Raw genomic sequence first — 26,482 nt, forward strand, 5'->3', positions numbered from 1 at the left:
GCAATGCTGGTATTAAAAAACATTATTAACTATATTTAAAAGAGAAAATCATTGAGGAGCTATAAGATGAAAAAGGTGTTCAGTGCAGTTGGAGCAGTACTATTTTTTGTTAATATCTCGCAAACGGTGTTTGCACAGGCCGGTTCTACGGCTGTTCCGTTCTTAATGATCTCGCCGAATTCACGCGCCAGCGGAATGGGTGAGGCAGGAACGGGAATTGCAGACGACGCGGCATCCATCCATTGGAATCCAGCTGGTCTTGCATTTCAAAAAGGGGGAGAAGTAAGTATCACGCACTCAAACTGGCTCCCGCAATTTAACTTGTCCGATCTGTTCTATGATTATTTCAATATTAAGCAGGAGATGCCGGAATACGGCGGAACATTTGGCGCAAGTATCACGTACCTTAATCTTGGAGAATTTGTTGTTACAACGGAAAAAGGCCCGGATGCTGTTGATAAATTTAAAGGATTTGAATTTGCTGTTACCGCTGGCTATGGAGCGCAGGTAACGGACGATTTTGGATTAGGAATCAATCTTCGATATATCAATTCCAGTCTATCTCCAATCGGAACGGCGCAGGAAAAAGGTTCCGGTATCGCGAACGATTTTAGTTTTGATATCGGTTTTTTATACCGTCCGAAATCTCTAATCATTCCGTTCATCGAAGAAGATCTTGGGAATCTCTTTAGTGTGGGAATGAACGTTACCAATCTCGGCCCCAAAGTGACGTATATTGATGCAGCGCAAGCAGATCCTCTTCCGACGCAATTACGTTTAGGCTTCGGTATAACTCCGATGAAAGATGAATTCAATAGCTTGACTCTTGCCGTTGATTTTGCAAAACTTCTCGTTTATCGCGAACCGAATGGTGCATCTCATGAACTTCCGAAATCCATCATCACATCGTTCACGAACAATTCTTTTGATGCAAATTTGAAATACATTAATACTTCGGTCGGACTGGAATACTGGTATGATAAAAAAGTTGCGCTTCGTATGGGATATTTCTTTGAAGATCCCTTGAACGGAAATCGCAACTTTATGACATTTGGTGCCGGTTTGCGTTATGATATTTATGGATTTGATTTCAGCTATATCTCCTCCAAAGAAGAAAATCATCCTCTGTCCGAGACTCTTCGTTTTACACTTCTCATTTTGTGGAACGAAATGTTGTAAGAGTTCTACAATGAAGATTGCAGCGCGGTAGAACCTGTTACGCGCTGCAGCGCCGGAGCTATTCCAACATTAAATCGAAATGAAAAATAAAATTCTTCTCGTTACTCTCCTTTTTTTGCACACACTTTTTTCGCAAAAGCTTTCTCATCCATTACGTGCTGAAAATAGTTCTTATCAGGTTTCATCGATAGTGACATTTCCGGACACGCTGAATGTTCTTTCGATCCAGGTGCAATTCCAGTCTGATAATGATTCGAGAACATCGGGAAATGGACAATTTGATCTCACGCTTTCCGATGAGCGGATCATCGATGCGCCGCCGCATGACTCGGCATACTTTGCGAACCATGGTCTTTTTGCGCAGAACTATTTTGCCAAAGCATCCAATGGAAAACAGCATGTGCGTATAACGGTGCTCTCCAAAGTGATCACTTTAAAAAAAGTGATGAAAGATTACGCCCCGGTGAGTGGAAATCTTCCTCTGGCGAATTTGATTGATGAAGCGTGGAAAGGGGCAGATTCATTATACCCCGGATTCCCATTCCAACAGTATGAGCTTTTTACCATCTTTCATGCAGGCGTTGGCAAGGATATTGATCTTCGTGCAGCTCTCGGTTATGATCCTACACCGCTCGATCTTCCTTCGCTCTATTTTAATTTAAATTCGCTCAAATCCCTTTTTGGAAATTCGTATCAAGGTGTTATCCTAAACAATTCATCCTTTAAAATTCCTAACAGCATCATTCTTCCCGAAACAGAAGTACGTCGTATTCCATCCGTTGGCAGTGAATTTGTTTTGAAATTAGGAATCAACGGATTATTTGTTGCCAGTATCGGAAGTCATTTAGGATTACCGGATCTTTTCGACACAAAGAGCGGAAAATCGGGTATCGGACGATTTGGTTTGATGGATGGACAATCGATTTTTAGTTTTTCGGGCATTGCTCCTCCAGAACCGAGTGCTTGGGAAAAATCCTATCTTGGCTGGACAACACCAATTGAAGTATTAGGAAATAAGAGTCTCAATGTTCCTGCAGTTGGATTGTATTCCTTCGGGAATGATACAATCTACAAGATCCCGATCAGTGCGAAGGAATATTATCTTGTTGAGAACAGACAGAGGGATGCAAAGAATGATGGGCAGACTCTTACGATGCAGTGGAAGGGACAAACAATTCTCAAGACCTTTACGAAGGATGAAATTTTCTTTTCCAATTCAAATATCGATTCTGCGTATGGTGTTGTTATAGATGTTGATGAATTGGATTGGAGTGCGCCGGGTTTGATCAACGCCAATAATAGTTATAAAGGGGGCATTCTCGTTTGGCATATCGATGAAACGATTATCGAGAAGAATCTTATACCAAATAGTATCAACGCCGATCCGGCAAAACGAGGCATCGATCTGGAAGAAGCGGATGGTTCACAGGATATTGGTCAAACGTACGATTTTGGCGATCCGGCATCCGGCAGCGAAGATGGCTCACCAATCGATTATTGGTTTAGCGGAAATATTTTTCCGAACTATAAAAATGAATTTTCAGAGAATACAAATCCCAATTCTCTCAGCAACACGTTTGCAAAATCGCATGTGACGTTGAAGAATTTTTCTGCCCAAGCATCTCGGATGACTTTTGAGGCGAACGTGGGGAGTGCTGATGTTAAATTGGTCAAAGTGATTCAACGGAATAATCTTAAATTGAATAATAATGATGCTCCAACTGCTGCAGATCTTAATGGTGATGGAAAACAAGAACTTATCTACTCCAGTGGAGATTCTCTCTATGTGCTGAACGCTGATCTGACACCATATTTGAGCAATTCCACTGGATTATTTTCAACGTTCGGAGGTCGTTTCCAACCGACGTTTACAAAACGTTTTGCAGCCACAGGCGCAAAATCGGATTCTGTGTTGGTTGGAATTAAGGATAGTGTCATTATTATTTTTTCGGAAAAAGATCAGGACAATAATGGTCTTGCAGACATCCGAAAAACGATCTCCGTCGGTAACATGATAACCAGTCCATTATTTACTCCTGATAACAATGGATCAGCGCTGACACAAAGCGCGTTTGTTGGCGATGAGAAAGGAAATGTTGTTTCGATTAGTCAAACAAATGATTCAACATACTCTGTTCAAAAAATAAATTACGGAACCCAACCGGTACGATTCTTAGGAGTTGATTATTTCAGCAATTATTTTGCTGTAACAGGCGATAAAGTAATATCGAATAATAGTAAAACATGGGATTTTTCATATACAAAAATATTATCGATGGGGACATGGTATGAAACGTCGAATGATCAATCTCTCGACGGATTTTATGCTGCCGTCGTAACTGAAAATAATAACGTTTCAATACTATCGTACAAATCAGGTGCAATAAAAACATTCAAATCACCTGATAAAGTCACTGGATCGTATGCAATCGCAGACATTGACGGTGATAATAGTGTTGATGTTCTTATCGGAACAGATAAAGGTCTTTCGGCATACAGCAGAACGGGAATATTGATTGAATATTTTCCTATTGCTGCACTTGATAAGAGTTCAATTTTCGGATCACCAACTGTTCTGAATCTAGAGTTCCCCAAGAGAAGAATAATTCTGTTTTCAAGTTCGAACGGACAGATATATGCATATCAATATCCGAATAAAGTAGTGAAAGGTTTTCCAATACAGACCGGCGGATCAGTTTCTTCGCCATTTTTTTATCACACCACACAAAATCAATCTACAACAATCACAAGAATCGCGGCTGCATCAACGGATACTTCATTATCACTGTTTGAACTTTCTGTTGATCTAAACGAAGCATATCCGGTTTGGAGTGGACCATACGGAAATGTTTTTCATACCAATTATCTCAGTACAGATGTCTCTGAAGTAAAGAAATCTGCGGAACTTCTTCCAAAAAAATTCGCCTATAATTGGCCGAATCCTGTTTATTCCGGTTCGACGAATATCCGATATTATCTTGGAAAATCTGCCACAGTGAAAATTACGATCGTGAATCTGGCCGGTGAACTTGTTCAGGAATTGCAGGGAACGAATTATGTTGGATTAGACAATGAAGTCCCGTGGAATATTTCCAGCGTGCAGAGCGGTATCTATTTTGCTCAAATCACTGCCACCGGAAGCGGGGAAGAGGCGAGTCAGATCGTAAAAATTGCGGTGGTGAAATGATGTTGAAAAAAAGCGTTCTTTCACTGAACAGACTGATTTGTTTTGCACTGGCCATTTTTTCGTTTACTTCTGCACAAGAGAATCATTATAACCATGGCGATTTGAATTGGAAAAGTATCGAAACCGCACATTTTTTTGTTCATTATCATGAGGGGACTGAACGAACAGCAAATGTTATTGCTAAAATTGCCGAAGATATTTATGGTCCGGTGACAACGCTCTATCAACATGAACCGGATCATAAAGTAAATTTTATTGTTAAAGATTTCGATGATTATTCGAACGGCGCAGCATATTTCTACGACAATAAGATTGAGATCTGGGCACCCTCATTGGATTTCGTATTTCGCGGTTCTCACAATTGGCTTCGTAACGTCATTACCCACGAATTCACACACATCATACAGATACAAACATCGATGAAGTTTGGCCGCCGATTTCCCGGCTTCTACCTTCAGTGGCTGAATTACGAAGAAGAACGACGTCAAGATGTGTTATATGGTTATCCGAACACTGTTGTATCGTATCCGCTCTCGGGATTTGTTATTCCAAGCTGGTTTGCCGAAGGTGTCGCACAGTATAATCGTCCTGAATTGAGTTATGACTTCTGGGATTCACATCGGGATATGATATTGCGATCGTACGTTTTGGATTCCAATATGCTTTCTTGGAGTGAGATGAGTGTTTTTGGAAAGACGTCGCTTGGGAATGAATCTTCTTATAACGCAGGATTTGCGCTTACACGATATATTTCGGAACAATACGGACAGGATGCGATTCCCAACATCGCAAAGAATATATCCCGCATCAACAATGTTATGATCGATCAAGCCATCGAACGAACTATTGGTATCAGCGGAGAGCAATTATATAACGATTGGAAAGATACTCTCACCGCCCGGTATAAACGCCAAACTTCCCGCATCATTCCTTACCTTGTTGAAGGACGTAAATTTTTTTTGGACGGAGAGGATAGTCTTATTACAGGTATTGGTTTTGGAAATCTCAATCCTTCATTTTCTCCCGTGGATAATCGATTTATTTATACTTCCAATAAAGATCAAGATTATCTTGGATCTTCCGAGCTTTTCCTTGCGAACTTCGATACAAAAAAAGAGGAGCAGATTGTCAGCGGAGTCCGTTCACAACTGTCTTGGTCGCCGGATGGAAAAAAAATCTATTACACGAAACATTCGCATCAGAATCCTTCCGGTTCTGAAATATCAGACATCTATTCCTACAGTATCGAACAGGAAGAAGAAACAAGAATTACCTTCGGCAGAAGAGCAATCAGCGCATCAGTTTCTCCTGATGGTTCCAAACTGGTGTTTACCTTTGAACATGACGGCTCGTTGAACCTTGGACTTGTCGACAGCAGCGGAAACAATTTCAGACAACTTACGGCATTCCATAATGGCGAGCAGACCTATCATCCCAATTGGTCTCCTGATGGAAAATCGATTGTGTTTGGATATTCCATGAATGATGGACAGGATGTTGCCCGTATTTCAAGCGATAGTGGTGCAGTAGAATTTCTGATATCCGGCAGCGACGATGCGAGAGATCCTGTCTATACAATGGATAGTTCTGCAATCATTTTTGCTTCGGATCGCACCGGGATATTTAATCTGTATCGGTTCGAGTTATCGAACGGTGAAATATCACAACTATCAAATGTTCTTGGCGGAACATTCATGCCGACGGTGAATCGAACCGGTGCTATCATGTACGCAGGCTATACTTCGGGTGGATATAAATTGCGAATGATCGATGATCCGCGACCAAATAATTTTTCGGAGACATCATACGAATACACCAAACCCGTTCCGAAAACGGATGTTAATGCTTCGCTTCCGCGTAATCAATTTGACTTTACAGCATTACGAAACTATAACGACACAAATCTGCTGGGGAAGGAAAGTAAGACCTATAAAAATATTTTCAGCAGTCTTGCCATCATTCCATTCCTGCGGATTGATAACTATAACACCAAAAGCAGCGGGTTAGATTTTTTGAAGCCCGGTTTTTATTTTGTCTCCGGAGATATGCTGGAAAAGTTCAATATGTTTGGAGGAGCTGCGATTAATCATATTTTTGAGCGCGACCTCTTTTTAATTTTTGAATATCGCGATCGCATTATTGGTTTTCATCAACTTGGATGGCATCCCACGTTTTTGCTCGAACTATATAACGTATCGCGCAAGCGTACTAACGAGAAGATTACGATTGTTGAACAATTTGAAGAAACAACAGCAGACGTCACCTATAGTTTATTTGAAGTCGATCTTTTCTTGAAGCAGCATGTTTTTGGACCGTTTGATTTGTTAACGTTAGGATTGACCTATAGTCAATATAGCAGCGCATTAAGTTCTTTTCTTGTGAAGAGTAGCGCATTGCTTGTGCCGGCGTCGTCGGAAGTGTATTTCAACGGCAAGAATCTTTCGCTGCAATATAATCTTTCGGGTATTGTTCCGTCGCGAACAAGCGAGATCAATCCGGTCGGCCGTTCTTTCTCATTGAGATTAGATAATGAATTTGCCGATTTTGTGTCTGAGGATTCCACCGGAGCTTCAGAGTTTGAAGCGACGGACACCGGGATTAAATTGAAACTTGTACCGTATACGATTCACAAAGCTGAAGTGCGATATACTGAACATTTCAAATTACCTTACTGGAAGCATACATTATCCTTTACTGTGCGCGGCGGGACGGTATTTGGAAGACAAGTTCCTGACTTTTTTGACTTCTATGCTGGTGGACTTGTTGGAATGAAAGGCTATCCTTTCTATTCCATCAGTGGAAATGAAATTTCGACATTGAATATTGCCTATCGTTTTCCGATTTGGGAAAATATTGATATCAGGATTTTTCAACTCTATTTTGACCGGTTGTACGGTGAGTTTCACGCTGACTACGGGAATGCTTGGACAGGGTCGCCGAACATTCGGGATTTCAAGAGGGATGTAGGATTTGAGCTTCGACTTGATGCATTTTCCTGGTATGCGTACCCGACGAAGATTTTTGTAAACGGAACGTATGGATTAGATTCATTCTCTTACAATCGACGAAATGTTTCTGCGAATTATGGAAAAGAATGGAGATTTTATTTTGGTGTGTTGTTCGGATTTGACTTTAGTAACGATCTTAAACGTTTAGTTAGGGGTTTTGATGGGTACTAAATTGTTTCTCCTTTTTTTTCTCTATTGTGCCAACGTTTCTTTTGGCGGAGAGAAACGTATTACGGGAAATTTTCAATGGGATCTTGTTCAAGTCCATCAAGATACCGTTTCATCATCTGTTTCCGTTCTTGTCCAATCACCCCAAAAACAAGAACCTTTTTTGAATGGATTATATTCTCTTGCACTTCCTGGAGTCGGACAATTTCAGACAGAACATTATACGAAGGCAGCCATATTTATTAGTGCTGAAGTTGCGTTAGTGGTGTATGCATTAGTTAATAACAGTTTGGGAAATACCAAAACGACGGAGTTTCAGGCGTATGCCGAACAACATTGGAGCCCGGAACGATATGCAAAATGGATTAATACGTATGGTGTTTCAGAATATGGCCCGGCGGCAAGTATAGATCTTAATAGGGTGCGTCAGTATGATTTTTCAGAGATTAATGATTGGGAACGAGGCGTTCATAAACTTGGGTTCTCTCATTCGCTTCCAAAATTTCGCGAGCAGCAATATTACGAATTGATCGGTAAATATCACCAATTCAAATATGGATGGGATAAGTATCCCGATCTAAATTTAGATGGTATTCCGGATTCTGATGGTGGAAGATACGATGACTTTATTCCTCAACAGTTAAAGGATTATGCTGTCGAGCGTGGAAAGGCAAACGATTATTATTATGCAGCAAGTTTTGCCGTCAGCGTGCTAGTTATTAATCACGTTCTTAGCGCTATTGATGCTATTATTTCCACGAAGAGTTACAACAGCACTCTCTCCGCTTCATTAAACATGAAACCTGTTGATGGTGTGGAAGGGAAGAGATTGTTGTCGCAGTTGACAATTAAAATAGGATTGCAGTAAAATTCCACATTCCAAAGAACAAATCCCAAACTCCATGAAGTCATCGTTGGAATTTGGGATTTGTTCTTTGGGACTTGAAGATCTATTTGTTCGTCCTCAAAATATTTATCACTCCGGCGGTAAAGAAAATGATATTCGCTAGCCACGCGGTTAAGAGAGGATTAAGATCGCCATTGTAACCGAAAACATTGCTGATCTTCATAAAAACCATGTAGATAAAAACGACTGCCGCAGAAATCCCGACTTGAATTGCAATGCCTCCTTTTCGTTTCCCAAATGAAAACGGAATTCCGAACAACACGACGATGACGCTTGCAAATGGAAATGCCACTTTACTGTGATAATCCACCATCCATCGTGCGACGTCATTTCCGCTGCTTTGTTGTCGGACAATAAAATCACGCAATTCCGTATAGTTCATTTCTTCCGGTTTCTCAACTTTTTTGACGATATCTTTTGGCGAGAAGGAGAGATCATCGAAAACGTATGTATCAAATGTTGTGAGTTGTTCACCATTCTTCGTCACAACTCTATGTTGTCCAAGTTGCATCGTCCATTTCTGCTTTGTACTATCCCATAGAAATTGAAGCCCATCCCATCGCTGTGAAATGGAAATCAAGCTGCTATCGCTGAATTCTTGGATGGAAGCTCGCGTACCATTGCCGCTTATTCTGTCGAAGTATGCAATATAAACGATTCGTCGCGGACCATCTTGAAGATAGATGTTTGCACGTGCAGAGGATTCCAAATATTTGTTTAGATATTTTCGTTCAATCGAAAACTTTTGTTGATTTGCATATGGCACGATCCAACCGTTAAAATAGACCGATGCAAGGCTGACAATCAATGCGACCGAGATCAACGGAAACATGTAACGGTAGATGCTCATGCCGCCGGCTTTCATTGCTGTCAGCTCGTTGTTTGACGCCAACTTTCCGGTAGTAAATAGACTTGCCAATAGCACCGCTACGGGGGTCATTAGTTTAATAATTTCCGGGAGGAATGAAAAATAATATTGAATGATGATTGAATTGGCGACATTGTTATCCAAAAAGTCGTCCAGATTTTCCATGAGATCGATGATAACAAAGATCGCCATAAACGTGATCAATCCGAAGATCATCGTCATAAGGAATTGTTTTAAGATATATGAATCGAGGATCTTCATCTGTTCATCCAGTCGATCAGTTTTTTGGGAACAAGTTTTCGCCACCAATCAAAGTTCAATTCAATATTCTCTTTGCCGACTTTGTAGGTAAGAAAGCATCCCAATAGACCAACGACCATATTAGCACCCCACATTCCAAACCATGGTTCAATCACATGACGATCGGCAAGTTTTTCGCCGCCGATTAATGAAGCCCAATACAATAAGAAAAATCCCAAACTCAAAGAAGCGGCAACCCCAAATCCTCCCCGTCGCGCCATAACACCCAATGGAGCTCCGACAAGAATAAAAACAAAACAGGCAACCGGGATGGAATATTTTTTATGGATTTCCACCAGGTATTCACGAATAACTTTTTCCTGATAATCGTTATTGGAGATTTCGCTTTCAATATTATTTCTATAGAACATCATCTGACTTTTTATGTCTGAATACTGTTCAATATTTCGCCAAAAATCCTTCGACGGAGATTTTGCACTAACTGATCCGGTAAAGAGTTTTCCCTGTAATCCCGCAGTATAATCATCAATTCGCAGGTGAATGGATTTCGTTAATCCTTCAAGACTGTCAACCATATATCTCATTTCGCCGGAACTTAACTCCCGGTCTCCTCGGGAAAACTTATCCACTGCGGATCGTTCAAAATCAAATCCTTCCGTGATTGTGGAAATGCGTTGCCGATGGAACTGAATTACTCTATACATTTTTGGTTTAAGATGATCAATTTCATGTATCTCACCATCATACAGATCCATGATGAGTTTTCGATAATCGCTTGAAAATGAAAGTGTTCCACGTTTGGCTGTGATAACGGTGTTTTTGTTCGGGTCGGAATGGTTATAGATCGTGACTCCTTCAAGTTCGTTGGATTCTTCAAACGTTTTCCGAACGAGCATGCTGAAACCTTGCATGTCCTGATTGAATAATCCGGGGATAAGGGAGAGGGTTGGTTTTTTTTGGCGAATATCGATTGTTAACGTTTTGGACCGGTGGTTTGCTTCCGGAAGAACTTTATTATTAAACTCGATCATTCCATAACTGACAATCATTGCTGCAATGGCGACCGGAAACATCATACGATATAGACTTACTCCACCTGCTTTCATCGCTGTAACTTCATTGGTAGATGCCATGGCGCCAAAAGCCATCAACGTTGCTACAAGCACAGCCATTGGTACAGCCAGCACAACCATCCAGGCAAGATTCAACATCATCAATTCTGCGATGACAGCACCGCTCAGTCCTTTCCCTACCAACTGATCCATGAACTTCATCACAAATTGTAGCACAAAAACGGACATCAGAAACAAAAATGAACCGAAAAAAGGGGCTGAATGGCGCTTCAATATATAGAGCGAAAGAATCATTCTACAAGATACCTCTCATTTGGTTTGACAATCAAGAAAATATTTTTAATTTACAGCACATTTTTTCATCATATGAGGAGACATTATGAAAAAAGCTCTAAAGATTGCAGGATATATTGTCGGTGCTATCGTGCTCATTGTCATCGGCTTGATTATGTATCTAAATCTTGCATTTCCTAAAGTTTCACCGGCCCTTGCCATTACGATAGAAGCAACACCTGAACGACTTGAACGAGGTAAATATCTCGTTAATCACGTTGTTGGTTGCATCGATTGTCACTCCACGCGCGATTGGACAAAATTTGCTGGCCCTATTACACCCGGGACAGAAGGAAAAGGTGGTGAAAAATTTGACAAAGTGACGGCGAATTTTCCTGGGACAATTTATTCAAAAAACATTACTCCTCACAATTTGAAAAATTGGACTGATGGAGAATTATATCGTTTAATTACCACCGGTGTAACAAAAGATGGGAAAGCAATATTTCCATTGATGCCATATCCTTCGTACGCAAAAATGGATCCCGAAGATGTGAAATCTGTGATCACATATATTCGAACACTTCCTACGATTGAAACACCAGTGTATCCTGAAACTGAATTAGACTTCCCCTTAAATATCATAGTAAAGTTGATTCCGAAAGATGCAACATCACCAATGACATTGCCGGAACGGAGCGATACGGTAAATTATGGTAAGTATCTTGTAACGTCAGCCGCATGTGCAGATTGTCATACACCGATGGATGATAAAGGAAACCGTCTTCCCGGAATGGAGTTTGCCGGTGGAATGGAGTTCACTTCTCCATTGACAGGTGATAAAGTTCGCTCTGCAAATATCACACAAAGTCATGAGACAGGAATTGGCACTTGGACGGAAGATGTATTCCTTGGAAAATTTCAAATGTACCGTGATTCTCTGAACAGAAATAAAACCGTTAAAGCGGGAGAGTTCAACTCGGCAATGCCTTGGATGCTCTTGTCCGGAATGAAAGATGAAGATTTAAAAGCGATCTATCGTTATTTACGCACTATTCCACCTGTTGAGCATAAAGTGGAAAAATTTACGGCAAAGGTTGCCGAGAATTAACATAGCAAATGAGCGAGACAGATACTGTCTCGCTCATTATTGTTTTAAACAATAGTGAAGAGTATGAAAAAAGTCCGTTTTGGGATTATTGGATTTGGAGCGTTTGCAGAACGGGCTATAATGCCGGCGATTCGTTCTGCACACAATGCAGAACTTGTTGCGCTTCAAAAGCGATCGCTTGACATGGCGAAATGGAAGGCAGAAGAACATTCGATCCCTTTTTATTTTGACTCCGTGGAAGCGCTTGCTTCGTCGAACGAAGTTGACGCTGTGTTTATCGTCTCTGCAAATGTTCAACACCATTCCGAAACGCTCACGGCAGCAAACCATAAAAAACATGTCCTTGTAGAGAAACCGATGGCAATTAATATTCATCAAGCGAAAGAAATGGTTGATGCATGTGAGCGAGCGGGAGTAAAGTTTATGGTCGGACATATGCTGCGGTTTTCTCCACTTGTTCAACGGATGAAAGAGATAATTCAATCCGGATTGATAGGTGAAATCACTTTTGCACAATCTCACTTTATTTATGATGCTCGACACTCACAACGAAGTTGGGTGTTAAACAAAGAGACAGCAGGAGGCGGACCATTATTTGATATCGGAATTCATTGTCTTGATACGATGCGCTATATTCTCAATGATGATACTGTCGAAACGGTTAAGAGCGTGATGATGCCGAATCATGCAACAGGAAATGTGGAAAAGACATGCGTTCTGGCGCTGCAATTTTCCAAAGGAGTATTGGCTACGATTTATTCTTCCTTCGAATCTGCGTACCGCCAAGGATTTATTGAATTTGTCGGGACAAAAGGATCGATCTCTGCATTCAATTTTACTCCGAGTAATACGGAAACAACGCTGGAGATAAAATTCGGCAAGGATGGGAAAATTGAAAAGATCGAAAAGGAAAACATTACTGTTCCCAATCTTTATATCAAAGAAGTTGAACATTTTTCTGACTGCATTTTACATGAGATAAAGCCCATCGTCACAAATAAAAACTCTTTACAAAATCAAGAAATTTTAGAACGTGCAATAATCGATTCTAAAAAATAGCTTTTAAGAGTTATCATTTTTTCTTACATTGAATAGTCAAAAACTGGAGAAAAAAACAGATATCATGTCAACTAAAAAAATTAAACGTCTTGGAATTTTAACTGGCGGTGGCGATTGTCCTGGATTGAATGCCGTTATACGCGGTGTTGCAAAGCCTGCAATGAATGATCATGGACTGACCATCGTTGGTATCGAGGATGGATTTGAAGGGTTTGTGGAAGGAAAGATGCGAGAAATTTCCCGTGATGATATCGCGGGAATTATCGGAGAAGGGGGAACAATACTTGGTACGTCCAATAAAGGGGACCCATTCCATTATCCGACCGAAGGACAAAATGGAATTGAGATCGTTGATGCTTCGCAACGTGTTCTGAAGCATTATAAAGGCTGGGGACTTGATGCAATCATCACCATCGGCGGCGATGGAACAATGCACATCTCCAATAAGCTTTCTGATTTGGGAATGAATATTGTTGGTGTTCCGAAAACAATTGACAATGATCTTGATGCAACTGATCAAACATTTGGTTTCGACACAGCGTTGTCTATTGCGACAGAAGCAATAGACCGCTTGCATACCACCGCTTCTGCGCATCACCGCGTGATGGTCATTGAAGTGATGGGACGATATGCAGGATGGATTGCTCTCGAAGCCGGACTTGCCGGAGGAGCGGACATTATTTTACTACCCGAACTCCCGTTCAAGTGGGATAGTGTCATGCGCCGAGTGATTGAACGCAGCACGCGAGGTAATCGATATTCTATCGTCTGTATTGCAGAAGGCGCAAAAGCTGCGGATGAAGAGATAGTCATTAAAGAAACTGATGTGAAACGAACCGATCCGATCCGTTTTGGTGGAATTGGAGAACATGTCGGCCGTCGTATCTCTCAAGAAACAGGATTAGAAACACGGACCACGATTCTTGGACATTTACAGCGCGGCGGTAGTCCAACAGCGTTTGACCGTGTCCTTGCAACTCGATATGGTACAAAAGCCGTTGAACTTGCAGTAAACGGAGAATTTGGACGCATGGTAAGTCTGCGCGGGTTAACAGTGACAAGTGTTGCCATTAAGGATGCAATCTCCAAACAACGACTTGTTCCAGTGCTAGACGGAGAAATCGTTAACACGGCACGAGCCGTTGGAACGAGTTTCGGTGATGAATAATATCCATTGAGACATGCCGATAGTTTCAAACTATTTTCAATGCCGAGTTCTTCATGTTTCATGAAAACTCGGCATTGGATTTTTAGACTGTGAAGATCTATTCTACATTAGCGAATGGCAGCAAAATTATAGACGGACAATTTTTGTTGGACGCCTATTGCAACGGAATTTTTCCAATGGCAGATGGAACAGCGGGGGAGATACATTGGTTTTCCCCTGAGCAGAGAGGAATCATCCCTCTGGACGGATTAAAAATATCTAGAAGTCTTCGTCAAACACTTCGAAAAAATATTTTTGAGATTCGTATAGATTCCGATTTTGAAAAGACAATTCGTGCGTGTGCCGAACGGGAAGACATCTGGATCTCTGAAATTATTGTACAGAGTTATTTGAACCTCCATTATTATGGTTTTGCACATTCTGTTGAATGCTGGAACAATAACACTCTCGTGGGAGGTTTATACGGAGTTGCAATCGGCGGCGCCTTTTTCGGCGAATCGATGTTCAGCAGAATGAACGATGCTTCAAAAACAGCGCTTGTTGCACTTGTACAACAGTTGAATGAAAAAGGATTTGTCCTGCTCGATACACAATATGTGAATTCACACCTTGCGACGCTTGGATGTGTCGAAATTCCAAAAGAAGAGTACCTCGAGCGTTTGCGCATTGCAATTCAGTTACACTGTAATTTCAATTGAGAGTGCCTTATGAATATTCTGACTGAAACAAAATTTCCTACACTGAAATTTATTAAACGGGGCAAAGTAAGAGATATTTACGATGTCGGTGAATACTTATTGTTTGTGGCGACAGACCGTTTATCGGCATTTGATGTTGTTATGCCGCAAGGAATCCCATTTAAAGGGAATGTACTTACGCAAATCTCGGCATTTTGGTTTGAACAGACAAAAGATATCATTCAAAATCATGTTGTTTCAACGAAGGTAGATGATTTCCCTGCCGAGTGCTTACCGTATAAAGAAGATTTACGCGGACGCAGTATGCTTGTCAAGAAAACGGAACCACTTTCCGTGGAATGTATCGTACGAGGATATATTTCCGGATCTGGTTGGGAAGAATATAAGAAGAGTGGAACAATCTGTGGAATTACTCTTCCTTCCGGATTGGTAGAGAGCCAAAAACTTCCTGAGACCATTTTCACTCCCTCAACGAAAGCAGAAATAGGTGTTCACGACGAAAATATTCCATTTGAAAAAATGATTGCAAAAGAAGGGAAAGAGCGCAGCGAGCAAGTTCGTGAGGTCTCCCAAAAAATATTTCGACGGGCATCGGAAATTGCAGAAACAAAAGGGATTATCATAGCTGATACCAAAATGGAATTTGGAATAAAAGATGCAAAACTAATGTTGATAGACGAGTTACTAACTCCCGATTCATCTCGTTTTTGGCCAAAGGAGACCTATTCACCAGGTAAAGCTCAACATAGTTATGACAAGCAGTTTGTCCGTGATTATCTCTTGTCTATCAAATTCAATAAACGCCCGCCGGGACCTGTGATGCCGGATGATATCATCAATAAAACGGCAGATCTTTATCAAAAAGCAGTATATCAATTGACCGGGAAACATGTAGAATGAAAATATTTGCATCAATATTTTTTTTGGTTTCCGTTACGTTTGCTCAATTTGAACAGCGCTCTGCTGAATTGCCGCTTGATACCGTAGCGACTGTAGGTTCTCATGTTGTTTCAGCCAGAGACTTTCTTGAGCGGTTCGAATTGATGCCATGGCCTCGTAAAGATCAGGCGTCGCGTATTGAATTTTCTAAACTCGAATTTCTGTATTCAATGGTGGCCGAGAAATTACTTGCCATTGAGGCTTCGGCACAGAATATTGGATTTGATTCCGTCTCATTACATGCTCAACGCAATTTCGAACGACTGTTCGTTCGCGATGAATTTTACAAACAAGAAGTTCTCCCAAAAATTGCGATTTCTGACGCCGAACGGCGGGAAGGATTACTTCGTTTTCCCTATGAGATAGAGGTAGAAATTCTTGGCATTGTATCCAAACAGGATGGGGAATTGTTGAGAAAAAAGGTCATTCAAAGTAAAAATAAAAAAGCGATATTTAGACGATACACGGATTCTCTGTTTGTTGTTATCGATACACTTCGCGTGTCGTATGGATCTGTCGACAAAAAGATCGAAGACATTGTTTATGCGCTTGGGAAAGATAGTCTATCTTTCCCTCTTGAAGTCGAAAACCGCGGTATGGTGATGTTTCGACTATTGAAAAAAAATATCCATGAACAAAACGCCAGATTTTCCCATCCCGATAGACTTCACAAGGTAGAGAATGTTCTAAAACAACGGAAAGAAGATTCATTAGCGATAAAAACATTCGCACAAGTTACCTCTCCTCAAAAGGCGGAAGCTAATCCGGATATGTTCTATCGATTGGCCGATTCGGTAATATTTTTATTGCAATCTGATTCAACGAGCTATGGTTCGAATGGAATGTATCGACTTCCTTCAACGGCCATCAATCAACTGGAAAAAAAATTCAACACTGATCTTTCAAAACAATTTATTTCGATTGCATCAGGTGATATGACGCTTGGTGATGTGCTGCTCGGTTTAAGTAATAATAATGTTGTGTTTCCTTCGCTCAATCCAGACCACATCCGGATCGTCTTAAATAATAATATCAAAACGGTTATTCAAAATGAATTGCTTGCTCGGGAAGGTCTAAAGAAGAACCTTCATCAATCGAACGCGGTAAAGCATGATGTGGCAACATGGTTGGATAACCGAAAAAGCTGGCTTCTTGCTCGAACCGTTATGGATTCCGTTCAAGTAACCGAAATTGACATAGAGACCGAATATCAAAAACATCCTCAACAGTATGGTGCTACGGTATTGGTTCGGATGAAAGAAATTCTGGTTGATAGTGCTGATGCTGCAATAACAATTATTAATAGAATTAATAAAGGGGAAGAATTCTCAACACTTGCAAAAAAATATTCGAAGAGAAAAGAGTGGGCGAATAACGGAGGTGAATCACCATGGATCGACATTTCAATGCATGGAGATTTGGGGACGTTTGCTTCTTCGGCGAATATTGGAGAATTAAATGGTCCCAGGAAAATAAAAGAGGGGTATACTGTATTTACGGTGCTCGATCGGAAAATTCAGGATGATTCTGTGAAAACGAATTTAGTTAACGCCAAAAAAACTATTGCTCAAAAACTTCTCAATGAAAAGAAGCAGAAAACATTGGATAAGTTTATTGGAACGCTGGCAAAAAAATATAATGTTGCACTCTATGAAAATACTCTTCGACAAGTAAAAACAACAACCACAAGTATGGTTACATGGCGCAATATAGGATTTGGCGGCAGAGTGCTTGCCGTTCCTCAAATGATTCCTCAGACGCAATGGGTCTATGAATGGCTGCAACAACAACGTGTGAATCAGTAATTGTCATCTATTAAGGAAAAACTCATGAGTTCTTTGAACAGCGAAAATATTCTCAATGCCCTTCGAGTGGTGCGCGATCCAGATCTGAATAAGGACATTGTGGCGTTGAATTTTGTGAAAGATATTAAGATCGAAGGGAAGCATGTCAGCTTTTCCATCGAGTTGACGACACCAGCATGTCCGGTGAAAGAGGAAATGAAGGCTCAGGCTGAGCACGCCGTTAAACATTCGATTCCGGAGATTGATACGTTGCAAGTGACAATGACATCAAGCGTTTCAAAGCGAATGAATATGCAAGCGACACCAGTTCTTCCGGGCGTTAAAAATACCATCGCTGTGGCAAGCGGAAAAGGAGGAGTAGGAAAATCTACCGTTGCCGTTAATCTTGCCGTTGCCTTAGCGAGAGAAGGTGCAAGCGTTGGATTGATCGATTGTGATATTTATGGACCGAGTATTCCATTGATGTTCAATATCAATGAAAAACCGAAAATGCATGATCAAAAATTAATCCCGTTGGAAAAATACGGTGTAAAAGTGATGTCAATAGGATTTTTGATCGATTCTACTCAAGCAGTCATATGGCGGGGACCAATGGCAAGTGGTGCAGTGAAGCAATTTATGACAGATGTAGACTGGGGTGAATTAGATTATCTCGTTTTTGACCTTCCTCCCGGAACAGGGGATATTCAATTGACGATTGTTCAACAGATTCCATTGACCGGTGCTGTTATTGTCACAACCCCTCAAGAAATGTCTCTTGCCGATGCGCGCCGGGGGATGGCGATGTTTCAGAAAGTAAATGTGCCTATACTTGGTGTTGTGGAAAATATGAGTTATTTTGTCAGCGCTAGCGGGGAACGGGAGAACATCTTTGATAACGGTGGTGGGAAGAAGGTCGCTGCACAATTTACGGTTCCATTCCTTGGAGAGATTCCGATTTATACAAAGATTCGCGTTGGCAGTGATACAGGCAGACCGATCACTGATTCTGAACCGCAAAGTGAACCGGCCAAGATTTTTACAACGATTGCCAAAAATCTTGCAGCACAGATTAGTATCAGCAACTTTTCAAAACAATCAGCACCGATTGAAATATCGTTAGGAAATAATCATTCATAATGTGGTAAAGTCGGTTGGCATCAATTCCTACCGACACAACTTCATATGACAATAACTGAAAGAGTACAGAAATCATTGGACACAGTCCGCCCGTATCTGCAGGCAGATGGGGGTGATGTTGAACTACTCCGTGTTACTGATGATGGATTCGTTGAGGTAAGACTCATCGGTTCGTGTGTATCGTGTCCGATGTCGAGAATGACGCTGCGCGCAGGGGTGGAGCGGAAGATCTTGAGAGATATTCCTGAAGTTCGCAGAGTAGAGCAGGTAGGATAATATTTTCTTTTTCGATGTTATGAGTGTGAGATTGAGCTGTAAGTATTGGCGGTTTCTGCTACAGACAGCTTTGTCCTAATCTTCTTTAGTTTCTCTTCAAAAAAACCTCCAATTTTTCCTTGAGAAATCTTCCATACGTTACTGACATTGACAACTCATTGAAGTTGTCGTAATTTTGTACACTGAATGGCTGTCAAAAGGAGGCATATATGTCACTCCGCAATAAACACATTGTATTATCGCTTTTCATTCTTTCCCTTTCTGGTATTATTTATCCCCAATCTTCCTCACCGTTTGATCTTGCAGCGTATAAACAATTTTTATCAAGCCATCAAAATATGGATGCGAGTCAACTGCGAGCGTTACATTCGGCAGGTGCCTTTCAAAAAGAAGCTCGTACGAAGTTCAGTTCAGCGCTCTTCAGCGATTCCATCCAGATAAAATATGCTCTGACTGAATATGAAAAAACATTGATTGAAACACATGGCTTTATGGTGACGGAACGGTTGAAGCGCCCATCATTTGGTGCCGCATTTGGCGAAATATTCCATCGTGATCTGCCGGTGTTTGTTTCCACCGATGCCATTCTGCACGCAATTCATATGTCATATGATGCAATATTAAAAAATGTAGAAGAGCGAATGCTCATACCAAAACTCGATTCGCTGCTCGGAAAACTGCACAAGCAATTGCCTATTCTTTCTACGCGGTACGAAGTATATCCTGCAATGAAGCAAATGTTATTGGATGTCGATCTGTATCTTACGGTACCGAGAAAGTTGTTGGGTAATGTTGTTACACCTGTTTTCTCAGAAAATATCTCATTGGTAGATTCCATCATGAAATTTATTGCTGCAGAAAAACCAGTAAGTTACTCCTTGTTTTCATCTGTTCCCAGATACATTGATTTCAGTCAGTTTACAGTCCGCGGTCATTACACCCAATCGGAACGATTAAAGAAGTACTTCCAAGCAATGATGTGGTTGGGCAGAACAGAAATGTATTTGATAGCCCCTGTAAACTCCATTCCTCCTCAAAAAGACGAAGATATTCAGCGACAGGTGATAGATGCAGTATTAGTGGCAGAAGTTACAGAAGGAAGCAATGCCTATCCGATGTTGGAAGAGATTGACAGTATGATACGCTTTTTTGTTGGAGAATCTGATAACGTTACGCTTCTAAATGTTCAAACACTTAAACAGGTTACAAATATTGATAGTGCATATACCTTATTAGATACTAAGCGCTATAAGAGTTTTCAGGATTCGTTGAGACAAAAATCGTTTGCCTTTCAGCGTATTTTGTCTCAGATCATTATTTCAGATCCGAGCAGTCCGGACAGTATACAGCCGGCATCGGCATTCTTATTGTTAGGGCAGCGATTTGTCATTGATTCGTATATCACAGGAAATGTTGTCTACGATAAAATTACATTCAATAACAAAAAGGTTTGGAGAGCTCTTCCATCACGATATGATGTATTGTTCTCGTTAGGGAACAATGCTGCGGCGCAATTACTTGAATCCGAATTGTCAACATACCATTATGCAACAAATCTTGCTTCTCTTCGCTATCTGGTTGATTCCTATGAACCGGAATTTTGGCAAGGCACCCTGTATAACAACTGGCTGCAATCAATTCGAACTCTTGTGCCGCCAAAGGATAGAACAAAATTACCATTATTTATGCAGACAGCTGCATGGTGGCAGGAAAAGATGAATACGCAGCTTGCATCATGGGCGCAGCTTCGCCATGACAATCTGTTATATGCAAAACAGTCCTATACCGGCGGCATTGTATGTTCATTTCCGGAAAGTTATGTTGAACCAATACCGGAATTTTTTGGAGCAATAAAAATGTTTGCAAAAGTTGCCGCTGAGAAATTTCAAATGCTCCCATGGACAGAAGGGAGTATAGTCTACTATTGGAATAATGTGAAAGCAATGGCAGATACATTACAGTTAATCGCACAAAAGGAACTTGACCATACGCAATTAACCGATAAAGAAAAAACATTTCTCAAACAGATGTTATTTTTGAATAAAATTTGCGGCCCTGAGTACGATGGATGGTATTATCGTTTATTCTATACTGGTGATGAAGGGTTTCTGAAAAACGATTTGGTTGTTGCCGATGTCCACACGTGTCCGACTGATGAAACTGGTAGTTTTGTAGGATGGGTGCTCCATGCAGGAACAGGCCCCGTAAATCTTGCCGTTATCACAACCGAAGCATCTGATGGACAGTTGGTATCCTTTATAGGCCCTGTGATGAGCTATTATGAGTATGTGAGCACCAATTTCAAACGACTGTCAGATGAAGAGTGGAAGAGCAGCTATCTAAACTTACCAGCATTCAGACCTGATTTTGTTAATCTCTACATGGCGGATTCGGTTGGCGGTTCACGAGGAGCAGGTGCTTCACTTGTGACGGGTGTTCTACAACAATCTGATGACATGAAAATTCCGTCTCAACTTACACTTGGAAATAATTATCCAAATCCATTCAATTCATCGACAATTATTAGTTTTTCTATACCCCGATCACTATCGAATCATCGTGTTGAGCTCACGATCTATGATGTGCAGGGGAGACGTGTGAAACAATTACTTCAACAACAAATGCCGGAAGGAAATTATGCTGCGCGGTGGGACGGAACGGCTGAGAATGGAAAAGGTGCTGCCAGCGGAGTGTATTTCTATCATCTTATTTCCGGAGATCAAAGACAAATCGGGAAGATGAGTTTGATAAAATAGGACAAAGAACGGATGTGCGTTCTACAATAATAGATCACCGAAATATTAGAAACTTCTAGGGTAAAGTATGTTAAAAAACATCCTTGTTGTGCTAAAAGTTGTTGATGTTCTCGAAAGGGAAATGAAAAGTTGTTTTGTTGAGGTAAGGAGTAGCACATATCAGAGGCAAATCTCTTTGCAAAAACTTATTGTTTTAACTGCACTTCCCGTATATTTCTCTCTTTAATCTGCAAAATCTTTCCTTGTGCTTTTCTTACAAGATCGTAATTGTGAGTTGTCATTAACACGGCCGTCCCTTTGTGATTGATATCGAGAAGGAGTTTTAATATCTCCATCGATGTTCCAGGATCGAGGTTTCCCGTCGGTTCGTCCGCCAGGATGAGGAATGGCTCATTGACCAGTGCTCGGGCAATACACACCCGCTGCTGTTCGCCTCCGGAAAGTTGATGCGGCATTGCATTTCGTTTATGACTTAGTCCTACCTGCGTTAATACCGTAACAACTTTCTTTTTGATAACATTTGATGATGTACTTGTAACGTGTAACGCAAACGCTACATTGTCATACACATTTCGATCTTCCAGAAGTTTGAAATCCTGGAACACGATGCCGAGTTTTCGTCGTAAAAATGGAATTTGTCGAGATGTGATGTTCTTTGAAGTGAATTCTCCGACAGAGACGATGCCGTGTGTTGGGATAAGGTCCATATAGATCAATCGTAATAGACTGCTTTTTCCCGCACCCGATTCTCCGACACATGAAACAAATTCTCCCGGCTCTATAAGAAGATTGATATCACGCAATAATGCATGATGATCGAATGAAACACTGACATCGTCAAATTGTACGAGCATTATTTTTTCCGTTGTTCAATGATTGAGGCGGCCAATTGGATCGCAGAGATCATGCTACCGGGATTTGCCATATTCTTTCCGGCTATATCAAACGCTGTTCCATGGTCGGGCGACGTGCGAATAATTTTTAATCCGGCGGAGAAATTTACCCCTTCATCAAATCCGCTCATTTTTAATGGAATCAAACCTTGATCGTGGTACATTGCCAAGATTGCGTCATATTTTTTAAATGCCTGAGATGCAAAAAAACCATCAGCAGGGAAAGGGCCGACAGCATTAATTCCTTTTTCTTGTGCTTTTTTGATTGCCGGAATAATCACATCGCGTTCTTCCGTTCCGATTGCGCCGTTTTCACCGGCGTGGGGATTCAATCCAAGAACGGCGATTGAAGGTTTCGCAATTCCTAAATCCCTTCGTAACGATGAATTTACCGTGTCCAGTTTCTCAACGATTCGATCTATAAAAAGATTTTCAGAAACACTTTTGAGCGGAACATGTACCGTAGCCAATGCAACACGCATTGTTTTCGATAATAACATCATTGTCACTCGGTCCGATCGTGTAAGCATGGCAAGCATTTCAGTTTGTCCCGGGAAATTGTATCCTGCAAAATGTAAGGCTTCTTTGGATACCGGTGCCGTGACCATTGCGTCAACATCCTTATCCATGCAAAGTTTTATGGCGCGTTCAATGGCCATTCCTGCACAGACACCTGCGTCCGGGGAGGTGACACCTAATTGCACGTTTTTTTTTGTTGCGGGATGGACCGTGATGACCGGGACGGTTCCGGTTTTGAATTTTGTTGTAAGTGAATCAACTTGAACAAGATCAACCGCAATTTTTAATTTTGTGGCAACATGTTGAAAAATGTCAAATGACCCGATCAATACAGGTTGAATGTTTTTTTGAACAATTTTGGATGAGATACTTTTCAGTGTAACTTCCGGCCCTATGCCGTTAAAATCTCCGATGGTGATTGCAATGATAGGTTTCATTTATTCTCTGCGAGTTTATAATTTCCTTGTTTACTGGGGTCTTCAAATGTGAACATCTTGTTTAGTGAATTGTATTTCCATATTTCCTTTGGAGCACCATCAGGATTGAGCAATCGCTCGGTCGAAGTCGGTTTTCCGTAGAGAATATAAATTTTCCCTCTGTCGGTAATAGCACCATTCATCTCACGCAATGTTCTGAATGCAGTCATAGAAAAATCAACTCTGCGATAAAATTCATGCATCACTTCATTATATGCCGTAGCTGGTGTCGAGTCTTTCTTCTTCCAAAATTCTTCGAATTTATTTATCCTGCTTTCGCGTCCACCCCTGCGAAGTTCGGAGTAATCATCTTTGGTTGTAATGTATTGAATTGGCTCAATGGCAAGATCAAGATCATACAATGATATCGGCATATCACGCCATCGTGCTGCAAATGTTGTCTTCAGTGTCGTCGAATCAGGTAGGAGAATGGATAATTCATACCGTCCTTGACGCAATTGTGAACCGTTCAATGAAATATAATTAATGTTGCAATGAGGAGCACTTTGTAAACTGAGTTCGATCGAATTGTCTTTATGGAGTGTGTTTACGGTCTGATTTTCAAATGATACAATAGTGGTAGAAATATTCGTTTCAACCGACTCTTTGTCCTCTTCATCCATCAACAATTTAGAAAGTGAATATCGAGCAGTGGAATATGCTTTATGGGAAAGGAAGATGAAACCATAATTCTGCGAAAAAAGAACGTCCCCGCCAAGATTGAATAAAGTGAATGCTTTTCCGGAAAAAATTTGAATAGGTATCAATCCGGATAATATACCCGATTGTTTTGGGATGATGATATGTTTTTTGTTGTCGACAAATTCTCGCTTTGATTCCATATCATCAATCTTAATGACAATAGTATAATATCCGGCAGGGAGTGGAAAGGAGAAAAAATACTGGCCGGACTGTGACCGGAGAAAAGAAGGAGAATTTTCGGCAGCTGATACATTAATTTGTTGAATTGCTCGAGCTGATGAAGTGCCGGTGGAGTCCAGCAGTTCAATAGTCGCTTCTCCATGAGCGGTAAAGAGATCTTCAGATGTATTCATCGATCGTGTAAAGACAAAAAAATCATACCGTATTCGAAGTGGAATGACGACTGTATTTCCTGAATCCGAAGAAATAACTATCGACTCATATTGGATAACATTTCCTCCGGTCTGCTCACGGACCACTCTTTCTTGAGCAAATGCCACACTTAATACACAAAGGACAATCACAACGGAGACGATTGCTCGTGTTTTCATAAATTCTTTCGATTATTATAAAATGTTTTGTTCACGTATAACAATCCGTTCAGACAGTGGAAATAATTTCGATATGGAAAGATAAGAAAATTGTGTTTCAGGATGAAGGGATTTATTCAAAGAAGGTCAATTGTTTGCCAATTTCTGCTGCGTGTAATTTTATATGAGGAAATCGTTTTATAATGGAATATCCCATCCAATCAATGGAATCATGTTCACCGTGAACCAAAATAACGGTTGAAGGACGAAGTGTATCAACGATTGAAAGTATACCGTCCCTATTGCTGTGTGCCGAAAAACGAAATCGGTCAATATCACATGAAACATTTTGCGGTTCATGAGCATCGGTTAATTGGATAAGATCTCCTTTGTTTGATGTGGCGATTCGATATCCCGGTGTTTCTTGATCCATATATCCAACAGTAAAGATGCCCGCTTTGGGATTTGTTAACCAGCGTTGAGCCATTTTAAAAGAGAGAGTATTTTGAATAACCATTCCGCTGCCGGCAAGAACAATACATTGATGCCGTAGAAGATCATCAATGTGTTCTACATCGTAGAGATCTTTTTGCGGGATATCGGAAAGGACAAAATCTGTATCGTTATATCCAACCGTATATCGATTTTTATCATACACACTGCAAAGTTTTTTCCCCACGCCTCCCGTATAGATATCGGAGGTAGCCATTGAACCTTTTTGCATCAACTTCCAAAACATCGAGAGCATTTCTTGCATTTTTCCCAGGGCAAATACCGGAACGAGAATTGAACCTCCGCGTCCCAATATCATATTTGCTGATTTTGCCAGGCGCGCCTGTTCACTCGTTCGGGATGGGAGTAATTCGGAATCGGTTGATCCATGCGTACATTCCAAAATAAGCACATCCACTTTTCTTTTTGGCAGTTTTGCCCCTGCAAGGAGTGATTGCTTTTCAAGATTAACGTCGCCAGTATAAAAAATCGATCTCCCGTTATGTTCCACTAACGTTCCTGCGGAACCGAGAATATGTCCTGCGTCATGAAAGGATGCATACACCGGATCACTACTTGCATGACGATATCCATTCACAATGAATTGTTTCTGGTATTCCTGCCATTCCACATTTTGAATCAGCAAGTCGATTTCATCATGGGTGTACGCACGGATGGTGGTTTCATCCTTTAACTGTTCGGTAAGAATATTGACAGAATTATGAAGTGTAATCTCCGCAATCGCACGCGTTTGGGGAGTGGTCACAATACGAATATAGGGATGTCGCTGGACAAGAAACGGAAGGGAATCAATATGATCCTGATGTGCATGTGAAATTAATACTGCATCCACATTCAAGTCTTTCAGGAGTTCAAAACGAGGAAGGGAATCAATGCCAAACTTACGAGGATGTGTTCCGCTGTCCAGGATGATCCCTGTTCCTTCAATATTCAAATAATAACATGATGCGCCGATATCGTTTGCACCACCAAGAGGAAGGAAAGTGATCATGAA

19 protein-coding genes are annotated in these 26,482 nt (G+C 41.0%); 13 read left to right on the plus strand and 6 right to left on the minus strand.

Going from position 1 to position 26,482, the window contains the following annotated elements; all coding sequences use genetic code 11:
• Positions 1–66: 66 nt before the first annotated feature.
• The 4 genes from porV to WDA22_04105 all read left to right on the plus strand — a co-directional run bounded on the left by porV (position 67) and on the right by WDA22_04105 (position 8,410).
• Positions 67–1,179, plus strand: coding sequence for a type IX secretion system outer membrane channel protein PorV (porV, locus tag WDA22_04090; GenBank protein ID MFA5832640.1), 1,113 nt, complete (start codon positions 67–69; stop codon positions 1,177–1,179).
• Positions 1,180–1,258: 79 nt separating this feature from the next.
• Positions 1,259–4,366, plus strand: a complete 3,108-nt coding sequence (locus WDA22_04095; protein MFA5832641.1) for a T9SS type A sorting domain-containing protein — start codon at positions 1,259–1,261, stop codon at positions 4,364–4,366.
• Positions 4,363–7,545 carry a biopolymer transporter Tol gene (locus WDA22_04100; GenBank protein ID MFA5832642.1) on the plus strand — a complete coding sequence of 1,061 codons (3,183 nt, stop codon included), beginning with the start codon at positions 4,363–4,365 and terminating at the stop codon, positions 7,543–7,545. Before WDA22_04095 ends, WDA22_04100 begins: the two co-directional genes overlap by 4 nt.
• Positions 7,535–8,410 carry a hypothetical protein gene (locus WDA22_04105; protein MFA5832643.1) on the plus strand — a complete coding sequence of 292 codons (876 nt, stop codon included), beginning with the start codon at positions 7,535–7,537 and terminating at the stop codon, positions 8,408–8,410. Before WDA22_04100 ends, WDA22_04105 begins: the two co-directional genes overlap by 11 nt.
• A gap of 82 nt (positions 8,411–8,492) precedes the next feature.
• Here the strand turns inward: WDA22_04105 and lptG are convergent, their stop codons facing one another.
• Positions 8,493–9,578, minus strand: a complete 1,086-nt coding sequence (lptG, locus tag WDA22_04110; GenBank protein MFA5832644.1) for an LPS export ABC transporter permease LptG — start codon at positions 9,576–9,578, stop codon at positions 8,493–8,495.
• Complete coding sequence (locus WDA22_04115) at positions 9,575–10,945, minus strand: LptF/LptG family permease (GenBank protein MFA5832645.1); 1,371 nt, start codon at positions 10,943–10,945, stop codon at positions 9,575–9,577. Before WDA22_04115 ends, lptG begins: the two co-directional genes overlap by 4 nt.
• An 85-nt stretch (positions 10,946–11,030) precedes the next feature.
• Here WDA22_04115 and WDA22_04120 point away from each other — a divergent pair, with 85 nt between their 5' ends.
• The 9 genes from WDA22_04120 (at position 11,031) to WDA22_04160 (ending at position 21,855) form a co-directional block, all read left to right on the plus strand.
• Positions 11,031–12,035: a cytochrome c gene (locus tag WDA22_04120; GenBank protein MFA5832646.1), complete on the plus strand. Its 1,005-nt coding sequence runs from the start codon at positions 11,031–11,033 to the stop codon at positions 12,033–12,035.
• 63 nt (positions 12,036–12,098) lie between these two features.
• Positions 12,099–13,094: a Gfo/Idh/MocA family oxidoreductase gene (locus WDA22_04125; protein MFA5832647.1), complete on the plus strand. Its 996-nt coding sequence runs from the start codon at positions 12,099–12,101 to the stop codon at positions 13,092–13,094.
• 64 nt (positions 13,095–13,158) lie between these two features.
• Positions 13,159–14,262, plus strand: coding sequence for an ATP-dependent 6-phosphofructokinase (locus WDA22_04130; GenBank protein MFA5832648.1), 1,104 nt, complete (start codon positions 13,159–13,161; stop codon positions 14,260–14,262).
• Positions 14,263–14,351: 89 nt separating this feature from the next.
• The gene (gene aat / locus WDA22_04135; protein MFA5832649.1) at positions 14,352–14,960 is read left to right on the plus strand and encodes a leucyl/phenylalanyl-tRNA--protein transferase; all 609 of its coding nucleotides are present in this window, start codon (positions 14,352–14,354) and stop codon (positions 14,958–14,960) included.
• 9 nt (positions 14,961–14,969) lie between these two features.
• A complete protein-coding gene (locus tag WDA22_04140; GenBank protein ID MFA5832650.1) occupies positions 14,970–15,860 on the plus strand; it encodes a phosphoribosylaminoimidazolesuccinocarboxamide synthase in 891 nt (296 codons plus the stop codon).
• The gene (locus tag WDA22_04145) at positions 15,857–17,704 is read left to right on the plus strand and encodes a peptidylprolyl isomerase (protein ID MFA5832651.1); all 1,848 of its coding nucleotides are present in this window, start codon (positions 15,857–15,859) and stop codon (positions 17,702–17,704) included. The genes WDA22_04140 and WDA22_04145 overlap by 4 nt, the downstream gene beginning before the upstream one ends.
• A gap of 24 nt (positions 17,705–17,728) precedes the next feature.
• Positions 17,729–18,823: an Mrp/NBP35 family ATP-binding protein gene (locus WDA22_04150; GenBank protein MFA5832652.1), complete on the plus strand. Its 1,095-nt coding sequence runs from the start codon at positions 17,729–17,731 to the stop codon at positions 18,821–18,823.
• Positions 18,824–18,868: 45 nt separating this feature from the next.
• Positions 18,869–19,099: a NifU family protein gene (locus tag WDA22_04155; protein ID MFA5832653.1), complete on the plus strand. Its 231-nt coding sequence runs from the start codon at positions 18,869–18,871 to the stop codon at positions 19,097–19,099.
• Between the two features lie 209 nt (positions 19,100–19,308).
• Positions 19,309–21,855: a DUF3160 domain-containing protein gene (locus WDA22_04160; protein MFA5832654.1), complete on the plus strand. Its 2,547-nt coding sequence runs from the start codon at positions 19,309–19,311 to the stop codon at positions 21,853–21,855.
• A 185-nt stretch (positions 21,856–22,040) separates the two neighbouring features.
• Here the strand turns inward: WDA22_04160 and WDA22_04165 are convergent, their stop codons facing one another.
• The 4 genes from WDA22_04165 to WDA22_04180 form a co-directional block, all read right to left on the minus strand.
• Positions 22,041–22,709, minus strand: a complete 669-nt coding sequence (locus WDA22_04165; protein ID MFA5832655.1) for an ATP-binding cassette domain-containing protein — start codon at positions 22,707–22,709, stop codon at positions 22,041–22,043.
• Positions 22,709–23,704: a 4-hydroxythreonine-4-phosphate dehydrogenase PdxA gene (pdxA, locus tag WDA22_04170; GenBank protein ID MFA5832656.1), complete on the minus strand. Its 996-nt coding sequence runs from the start codon at positions 23,702–23,704 to the stop codon at positions 22,709–22,711. Before pdxA ends, WDA22_04165 begins: the two co-directional genes overlap by 1 nt.
• Positions 23,701–24,996 (minus strand): GWxTD domain-containing protein, encoded by a 1,296-nt coding sequence (locus WDA22_04175; GenBank protein ID MFA5832657.1) that lies wholly within the window; start codon positions 24,994–24,996, stop codon positions 23,701–23,703. The genes pdxA and WDA22_04175 overlap by 4 nt, the downstream gene beginning before the upstream one ends.
• Before the next feature lie 112 nt (positions 24,997–25,108).
• Positions 25,109–26,479, minus strand: coding sequence for an MBL fold metallo-hydrolase (locus WDA22_04180; GenBank protein MFA5832658.1), 1,371 nt, complete (start codon positions 26,477–26,479; stop codon positions 25,109–25,111).
• Positions 26,480–26,482: the final 3 nt, after the last annotated feature.

The organism is Bacteroidota bacterium (assembly GCA_041658205.1).
Taxonomy (GTDB): domain Bacteria; phylum Bacteroidota; class Ignavibacteria; order UBA10030; family UBA8401; genus UBA8401.